Source organism: Mesorhizobium sp. M7A.F.Ca.CA.004.04.2.1, from assembly GCF_004022825.1.
Taxonomy (GTDB): domain Bacteria; phylum Pseudomonadota; class Alphaproteobacteria; order Rhizobiales; family Rhizobiaceae; genus Mesorhizobium.
Genome location: NZ_RZPH01000160.1, coordinates 1 through 8,520 on the forward strand (window position 1 = coordinate 1; position 8,520 = coordinate 8,520).

The following is an 8,520-nucleotide window of genomic DNA, read 5'->3' on the forward strand; positions in this document are numbered from 1 at the left end:
GCTGTCGAATGCGATGTTTTCCCTAAGCTGGCCGGTTGTCGTTTTCATCTGACACCTCTGGATCAGAGAACTTACCGCGCTTGCGTAGCCGCACAGCTTTGCCGGCATCGATCGCCGCAGCTCCGCATCGTGTAGTGACAGAAACCGACATCCCATCACGATAGGCGATTGTCACGGCCGGCGTTGGCTTCCAGTCGAAGTCACCAGTGAAGCGAACCCACATGGTCAGACCCTCATGAAAGCCAGCCACGTCCCCTCGACATGCTGGATTAGTCGCCGTCCGCTTTTATGGAGTTCCTCAAGCACAGCCTGCACGTCGACCGTCCCGCGAGCATGGTAATCGTGATAAACGATCATCCCGCCCTTGCGGACACGGTTAAGCGCAAGGAACTGATCCTGCATGACGCCCCTCGCGCCATGATCGCCGTCGATGAAGGCGAAGTCGCATTCCGGAAGATCGTCGATCAGGAGATCGTGCGAACCATGGCGCGCGATCAGGAGCCGGAAGCGCGAATCGTCCAACGCCAGGTGCGCCGGCTGCTGTGGAACCTCACGCCGCTGCACAATCTTGTCGGTGACGTAGCCTTGCGGCACGTCGATGCCGACATAGCGCTCGATCGTCACAACGTTGCGCAGCAATGCCTTGGCAGTGCGCCCTTCATTCACGCCGAACTCGATGGCGACCTTGGGCGCAACCGATCGCGCGAGCGCTACGAGCACCTCTAGTTCGCCGGGGTTCATGAAACGGGCGTTTAGCCCGCTCCAGTCGATCGGATGGACGTCAAGGTCAGCCTGCGGAACGGCCGGCAGCTTGAGCAGCGAAGGCTCGTAGACGGGTCGTTGCGGCTGGAATGTCGATGGTTTTCTGGCAAGCATGGCTGTGGCTGAAACACTGACAGGGGTTGATCGGATCGATGCCGAGGTAAGGCGAATATCGGGCCCCGCCGGCAAAGGATGAAGAGTTCTCGTAGCCGCCGAAGATGACGGTGGCCGGCGTTCCGACCGCCTGCGCGAGGATCGCCGCAAAGCCCGGCGAGGTGACGACGAGCGCGGCGACCGAGGTCAGGGCGGCGATGGTTTCGAAGTCCAACTCACCACGGTGGAATTCGACGTCGGCCTTGATCGGGTGGCCGGCCATCCATTCCTTACCCGACACCAGGTCGGCGACCGACACGACGAAGAAGTCGTCGCGAATCGTTGCGAGCAGGTCGCGATAGGCATCGTGATCGGGATTGCGTGCCTGGCAACCGCTCCACTCGGTGCGCTCGTTCAATGGGCGATAGATGAGGATCGGTTTTTGCGGCCGCCATGTGTCGAGCAGCTGACGAACCTGCTTCATCCAAGCATCTGGAATCGGCAGCCGAAAATCCGCCGTCGCATAGTCCGTTCCGGTCACCCGGCACATCGCTGCCAGAACAGACCCCTGCGAGCGGACCTGGTCAGGCGAATAGCTGACCTGCACGGCACGGCGGAAGCGCGGCAACCCGCCGCGATGGAATCTTCCGGCTTCGCGGCTGGCGTTCTTGGCCTGCGTGCGCAACACCGTCGCCTTGTGGATGACTTTCAGCCCATCGGCGATCAGGTCGTGATATGGCGCGACCCACGAGCTTTCGAGATAGACTTCATGGCCGCGCATCAATTGCCGGATCACGGCGCGCTGGTGGAGATTGTCACCCAGACCGTGCATGCCGCGGACGAGGAGGGGCATCATCGGTATATTTTCCGCATCTCGATCAGGCTGTTCGCCGAAAATGGGATTTCCGCGACGACAGCGCCGATCGCAACCGGCTCGCGCGATTGATACCAATTGGCGACCAGGATCATGACGATGAGCCGATCCACCGGGTCCTGCTTGAGATCGGGATCGTCGCCGGAACCAGTTACGTCAGGATCGTCAAAGCCGGCCATGAAGCGCAAGCGCACGGCCTGCGGGCGGTTCGACAGGGCCGGTGACGAAAAGGCATCGGTGAAACGGAGGGTCGCGCCTTCGGCTGTGACGACATAATACCAGTCGCCCGGCGCAAGCGTCTGCTCGACATGGTTTTCATCGAGATAGAAGACTTCAGTCACGTCGCGAATCGGCGCAGCGGGAATGGCAATCGGCCCACACCATCTATCGACGCGGTACTCGAACTCCGTTGGCAGCAGGATCCTGCCCATGCGATCCTCGGCAAGGCGTGTTGCAGCGCGGATGTAGGCCTTGATCAGTTCGTCATCGTCAGTCGTATCGACGATGACATGTGCCTTCACGTCGTCGACTGAGACGAAAAGGCCGTCAGGCTGTGAAAGCCGCATCAACATGCAAGCGCCTCCTCGAGGCTCATCTTCGGAAACCGTGAAAGGGTGGAAACAGGGCTGCAGTTGATCACCGCTATGCCAAGGTGCGCGAGCATCTCGGCCGCATTGTCGAGGCACCGGCGCCAGCGTTCGACATTCTTGGTCGACGGATTGTTCATCAGGCGCGGATGTTTTCCATGCCAATGCACGCCCAGATCGATGCGCATGTCGTAGCCGACCAGGATCACCTTGCGCGCACCGAACTGGACGGCCAGGTTCAATGCCTGAAATCCGCTGTTGCCACCGGACCCGATGGTCCCTGGCCGATCCAGTTGCAAACGGTCAGAGCCTCGTTCAAGAGCCACGCGGCGGAGACCCCACTGCGACGCCGCCACCGGATCCTGACTGATCTTCAATCCGGCAAATTGGCTTGCACCGGATGCGGCGTTCCACCACGCCAGATCGTGGGCATAAAGAACGTCGGCCCATGGTGCCAACTGCCACGAATTGTTGATGGCGATCAGTCTTGCCCGACCTCTGGCGATTTCGAGCGGGACTTGGGATGCTGATGGTCCGCTGGCGACGATGACGGCTGTTTGCCGGTGCCAGTCCGGGAACCAGAAGGGCGCGAGGATGCCTTGCCGGCCGCCTCCGCATCCGGGAGGAAAAGACCACCCTCGTAGAGAACCTTCGCGCGGCGGTGGGCAATGGCCGGAAAATCGCCATCCTTGCCGAACCGCGCGCCTTTTTTCACACGGCCCTCCTGGCCGAGCCAGGGCCGCAATGCGGTACCGGAAACATCAGACATCTTCATCTCCCTTGAATGGCCGGGCGGCGTCTGTCGCCGCCCGGATCGATTGGCCCGACCCGATCAAGTCGCCGAGGTGAATCCGCCGTAGATGAAGGCTTCGGGGCGGAACACGGCGAGAGCCACGCGCTCTTCGCAGCGCATGGTGAGCATGTTCTTTTCGAAGTCGTCATTGTTCTCGGTCGCGATCTCGACACCCATCTCCTCGCGATCGTAGAGCTGCGCGCCGCCGGCAAAGGCGCCGGTGAGGAAATTGCCCTCGAAATCGGCAATCTCGGTCGGTACGACAGGGAGGCCCCACAGCGTCGAACCGGCCAAGCGAAGCGGATTGGCGAACACGTACTGGCCGTTTTCGTCCTTGGTCAGCTCGGTTGCCGCCCAATCCATGAAATGCATCACGATGCCGGTTGCCGGCAGCCGCGCCAGTTGCGCCTGCAGCATGGCCAGCCGGATGTCGTCGATCCGGTTGTGATGCGGCACGGTGAACGCCGGCGCGAATGCCTCCGCCTGCGGGATGATGCCGTGCAGATGGACGCCAGTACCGTCGCCGAAGAGGATTTCCTCTTCCTCGACATATTTCAGGCCATAGCGCATTTCGCGGTCGACGTCTGACTGCAACTGCTTGAAGTCGGCCAGGATCTGCTTCGATGCCTTGAAGATGTGGGCGATCGTCGAGACAGGCGTCATCTTGCTGTCGTAGGCGATCGTCGATTCCGGCTTCTTCGTGCCTTCCGACACGACACGCGCCGCATTGGTGAAGCCGGTTTGCTGAACCCAGAAAATAGCCGGGCTCTGGGTCTGGCCGACAGGGATCAGGTCACGCACAAACAAGCGCTGCTTGGGCGCCACCTGAATGCCGGGCAGGATCTGCGGCTGGACGATGCCGGGATTGTCGCCGACCGGATAGTCGACGCTGGTGATTGCGGCATTGACCGAGAAGCGGTGCTTGCCGCGCGCCGAGGACCCCTGTGCGGCGAAATCCTTCGTCTTCTGATCGGCGACCAACTGGGCGCCGATGGTCTTGTGAGCGGACGTCTTGTCGCCCGGGCGGCGAACGATTTCCTGCTCTGCCGCCGTGAGGCGCGCCTGGGCTTCGTTCAAGGCTCCCTTGAGAGACGTCTGCTCGATAAGAAGCTTGTCGACATCGGACTTGGTGGCGGTCAGAAGTTCGCCCTTGTTCTTGACCTCGGCCAGGGCCTCTTCGGCCTTTTTGGACAATTCGTCCGACTTCTGGTTGAACTTGGTGGTGACCTCCGCGAGTTTGTCGGTGAGGGCCTTGAAGTCCTGCGCCGATACTGCCGCCGCACCCTCGGCGATCAGCAAGCCGCTCGAATGATGTGTGGTCAGGATGTCCGGTCCAAGGCCGAAGGCTACGGCGATCACGGCAAGGGTGAGCAGCCCGGCAATCGCCAGGAGCGTATAGGTCTTATTCATTGGATTTCTCCTAGGGGTTGATGTCTATGCGCGACAGGACGTTCATCGCCTGGCGCATTTCGGCTTCACCAACGTCACGTGTGGTGTCATCGGCAACGTCACGTGTGCCGGTCTTCAGTTCGGAAATCAGGCGCTTGCGTTCGGCCTGTGGCAGGCCGGCCTTGGCAAGTGCCAATTCGACCCGGCGAGCGGCTGCGCTGGCGCCGAGTTCAAGGCTGGCCTTGGCGTCCTTGGCGACCTGGTCGGCCGGCAGGAACGCATCGGCAAATCCCTTGTCGACGGCGTCAGAGCCGGCAAGCCAGGTTTCCTTGTCCATCATCTTGGCAATGTCCTTGGCGTCCATACCAGAGCGGGCGGCGTAGACGTCCGCGGACGCCTTATCGAAGGATTGAAGGACATCGGCAATGTCATGCAAGTCGTTGCGATCGCCGACCGCCATTACCCAGGTATTGTGGATCATCAGGAACCCGGCGCGGGGAACCTCGATGCGGTCGCCCGCCATACTGATGATCGAGGCCGCCGATGCGGCCATGCCTAGAACCTTGACGGTCACCTTCTGCTTGTGATCTCGCAGCAGGTTGTAGATGGCGAGGCCTTCCATGAAATCGCCGCCGGGCGAATTGATGTTGACCACGACCTCACGATCGCCAATGGCGCGCAGCGCGCCGGCGATGCGGCGAGCCGTAACGCCATCGCCGAAGAAGTCGGCGCCGATGACGCCGAGGATCGAAATCGTGTTCTCGGTGGTATCGTCGGATGCTGCACGGATGTCGGCCTGCCAGCGACCAAGCGCCGACGGGCAAATTTCAGATCCAAGACCGGAGCGCATGGATATGGCCGGCATCGCCGGCAGGTCACGAACGGTCATGCCGCTTTCCTTTCCTCGCGCTCTTCGATCAGCCAGGCACGCAGCGCATTGCGCACCGAGTTCGCGTCACTTTGCTGCTTTCCGATCTGGTCAAGAGGCACCAGGGCGGACTGGACGGTGAGAACGTCGCCGCCCGGCTTGGGCGCCAGATTGTCGAGCTTTCGCAACTCGTCCCGGGTGCGCAGTCCGTTCTGCGCCAGCGACGACATCAGCGCGGCACGGCCGGCGCTGTCGGCGCGGAGGAGCCCCTCGAAGTTGAATTCGAAATAGATGCCGGCGGCCCTGTCGGTCGGCGTGACCAGGCGCGTGTTTACGGCTGATTCGATGCGCTTTAGGTAGGCCCGCAGACCAAGGATCAGCCAGCCGAGGATGATCTGTTCGACGCCGGAACCCCACATCGTCTGGCCTTCCGAGGCATGGCCGACGAGAATTGGCGGCACACCCATCCAGCGGCAGACATCTTCCACGGAGAAGCCGCGCGCCATGATCAGTTCGGCATCGCGAGGCGTGATGTTGAGCGACTGCCAATCGAAGCCCGGCGGCATGATGATGCCCGAGCCCTGGCCTTCGTGGCCCTCGAAAGGCTTGACGTAATTGTCCATGAACTGCTGGCGTTGATCCTTGTCCATCGTGACCGGCGGCTTCCAGAACCCGCTGTTGCGAAGGCCCTTGGAAAACAGCCGGGCGGACGCCCGTTCCGCCGAGATGGCTGCGCCAAGCGAACGAGCGGCATAGGCGACGGGCGAAAGCCCCTCGTCCTCGTCGTTGGGTGCGAATCCCTTGATGTGGAAGACCTTGTCTTTCGGCAGGTCTTCGTTCTTGCCGCGGTCATTGAACCTATAGAACAGCCGGTCCGACGAATCGCGCAGCGGTGTGGTGTTTTCGGCCTTCATCGGCTGCAGGGCCACCAGCCTGTCACCGATGAATTTTTTCTCGGCATACGAATTGCCGAAGTCGCAAAGCGGGGCGATACGCCCTTCCCAGAACTCCACCGCCGTCTGATCGGCATTCGGCGTGATCTGAAGGATCTCGTAGAGCCGATGGTCCTTTCGCGCCGTGCGCTGATCATTCGATGCTGTCGCGAAGACGCCGGCGGGCAAGGTGGAAATCGTCTCCGAGATCAGCCGCTTCGCCGCCCACCATGTCGACAGCTTCATGGCGCTGTCCGGCGTCACGTTCTGGCCGGAATCGTGGTCGAAGCCCCACATCATACGCCACTTGTCCAGATCGGAGGTGACGTTCAACCGGCCGGTGAGCCATTTCCAGATCGCCATCTACATCACCGCGGCCGGTTGTGAGAGCCATGAAGCAAGATCGACACGTGGCTTTGCCTCCGGGTTCCAGCTCATCAGGATCGCCGCGCAAAGCATGGCGATGACGGGATCGATCTTGGTCCGGCCGGCAGCCTGTTTGGTTGCCATGTTGCCGTTGCCCTTGACTTCGATTTTCACATTTCCGACCGACCAGGCCATCATGGCCGAGCCGTCATGGCTAATCGAATTGTCGCTCAACTTGTGCTCCAGGCCCCACAAGGCCGGAGACAATGCCGGACCCTGGCGCAGCCGGTGCAGCATCAGCCCTGTGATTTCCTTCAAGGCCAGCGCGTCGACGAAGGCGGCGATGTTGTTAGGATCGAAGCCGACCGCGTTCTTTTCAGGCAGCAGGCCGGCATCGAGCAGTCGTTCGGCAATCGCCGCGATTTTCGCCACATAGGCCGAAACCTCGCACAGCGTGAGCGAGCCTTCCTCGACGAAGCCGAGCAGCCGCGGCGCAATCTCCTTACGGATTTCAAGCACCTTCGGATGCGCGAATGCATGGGTCCAGACCAGCCAGCGTCGCGTCACCTTCTCGCGACCGATGACGCAGACGCCGAACAGATCGTCGAGACCGCCGCCATCGGCGCCGACCACGGCCACTTCAGAGCGCCGAATCAGCTCTTCCAGCGTCAGCGTCTCGTCGGCGCATTCTTCCCAATATTCGGCACCGCGCCAGCCGTCGCCGGCGATGCCGACGCCGATCTCGATATTGAGATGCTGGCTGGCCCAGATCTGTTCCGTCTCGGCTGTCGCCGAGCCGTTGTTCTCGTAGTCCTCGATCAGGCGCTGCGGGCTGATCGAGCGGCCGATGTTCGGCAGCAGGTATTTCCAGTGTTTGCGATCGCGCCAGAACGTCTGGTCGCGCTGCTGCTCGGGAGGAAACTCGTATAGGACCGGCAGCATGATCGGCGCCTGGCCGCCCCTGCCGTCGCGTATCTTGCGCGCCTTGTCGAGTTCCGTCTTCCAGATACCGGCCGGCTGTTCGTCCGACTGTGTCGTGATCATCAGCAGTTGGCCACCCTGCATGGTGATGCCGCCGCCCCTGATCTGCTGCAGGACCGCCGCGGCCTTCGCTTTCTTGCCCAGCTCGTGCACCTCGTCGATGATCGTCAGGATCGGTATTTCGCCGGTGACGATCGAGGTGTCGAAGGATTTGACGTCGAGCTTCGTGCCGGTCTTGCGGCGCTCGATGCATTTCAGGTGATCCTGCACCTTGAAGATGGCATCGAGCCGAGGATCGAGCCTGATCATGCCCTGCGCCTGGTCGAAACACCGTTCCGAGATGTTCTGGCTGGGCGCGACGATCAGCATCTGTCGGTTCGGCGCTTCCTCCATGAACAGCGCGGTCAGGCCGAGGGCGGCGACATAGGTCGTCTTCGAATTCTTCTTGGGAACCATGCAAAGCAGTTCCCAGACCAGGCGCTGCTTGGTGTCCGGATCCTCGCTCGCCAGGAAGGCGCACAGGATATCGCGGAACCATTCGCCACAGGCCTCAGACAGCGGCGGATTGCCGGGCACGTCTGGCAGCTTCAGCCTGTTGAAGAAAGCCAGCGCCTTGGCCGCCTTCTCCTGGTTGAGCGGGACATCGGCCATTGGCGTCTGTCCGGCCTTGATACGCTCCCACCAATCTGGACAGGCGAACCGCGGCAACGCCTCAATGGCGAGCATTTTGCGCGGCTGCTTCGCTTTCGAGCTCGGCCATCAGATCGGCGTCTGCGGCATGGGCGCGCTGCTCGTCGATCATCTTCTTGCCAACCTTGTCTTTCGATGCCGCCGGCTGGTCGCTGCCCTTGCCCATGGAAGCCTCGATCGTCATG

9 protein-coding genes are annotated in these 8,520 nt (G+C 61.6%); all 9 read right to left on the bottom strand.

Annotated elements, in window-relative coordinates:
* Nucleotides 1–225: 225 nt before the first annotated feature.
* The 9 genes from EN893_RS10010 to EN893_RS10050 all read right to left on the bottom strand — a co-directional run bounded on the left by EN893_RS10010 (nucleotide 226) and on the right by EN893_RS10050 (nucleotide 8,371).
* Nucleotides 226–741 (bottom strand): class I SAM-dependent methyltransferase, encoded by a 516-nt coding sequence (locus tag EN893_RS10010; protein WP_164748673.1) that lies wholly within the window; start codon nucleotides 739–741, stop codon nucleotides 226–228.
* A 46-nt stretch (nucleotides 742–787) separates the two neighbouring features.
* Nucleotides 788–1,711, bottom strand: a complete 924-nt coding sequence (locus EN893_RS10015; protein WP_127269935.1) for a hypothetical protein — start codon at nucleotides 1,709–1,711, stop codon at nucleotides 788–790.
* Nucleotides 1,708–2,301, bottom strand: coding sequence for a head-tail connector protein (locus tag EN893_RS10020; protein WP_127266781.1), 594 nt, complete (start codon nucleotides 2,299–2,301; stop codon nucleotides 1,708–1,710). Before EN893_RS10020 ends, EN893_RS10015 begins: the two co-directional genes overlap by 4 nt.
* Entirely contained in the window at nucleotides 2,295–2,774 is a 480-nt protein-coding gene (locus tag EN893_RS10025; protein WP_127266780.1) for a hypothetical protein, read from the bottom strand. The genes EN893_RS10020 and EN893_RS10025 overlap by 7 nt, the downstream gene beginning before the upstream one ends.
* Nucleotides 2,775–2,797: 23 nt before the next feature.
* Nucleotides 2,798–3,031, bottom strand: coding sequence for a hypothetical protein (locus EN893_RS10030; protein WP_127266779.1), 234 nt, complete (start codon nucleotides 3,029–3,031; stop codon nucleotides 2,798–2,800).
* A gap of 117 nt (nucleotides 3,032–3,148) precedes the next feature.
* A complete protein-coding gene (locus tag EN893_RS10035) occupies nucleotides 3,149–4,519 on the bottom strand; it encodes a phage major capsid protein (protein ID WP_127266778.1) in 1,371 nt (456 codons plus the stop codon).
* Nucleotides 4,520–4,529: 10 nt separating this feature from the next.
* Nucleotides 4,530–5,387 (bottom strand): head maturation protease, ClpP-related, encoded by an 858-nt coding sequence (locus EN893_RS10040; protein WP_127266777.1) that lies wholly within the window; start codon nucleotides 5,385–5,387, stop codon nucleotides 4,530–4,532.
* Nucleotides 5,384–6,661, bottom strand: coding sequence for a phage portal protein (locus tag EN893_RS10045; RefSeq protein WP_127266776.1), 1,278 nt, complete (start codon nucleotides 6,659–6,661; stop codon nucleotides 5,384–5,386). The genes EN893_RS10040 and EN893_RS10045 overlap by 4 nt, the downstream gene beginning before the upstream one ends.
* Nucleotides 6,662–8,371: a terminase TerL endonuclease subunit gene (locus tag EN893_RS10050; protein ID WP_128361520.1), complete on the bottom strand. Its 1,710-nt coding sequence runs from the start codon at nucleotides 8,369–8,371 to the stop codon at nucleotides 6,662–6,664. It abuts the gene before it with no gap.
* Nucleotides 8,372–8,520 lie beyond the last annotated feature (149 nt).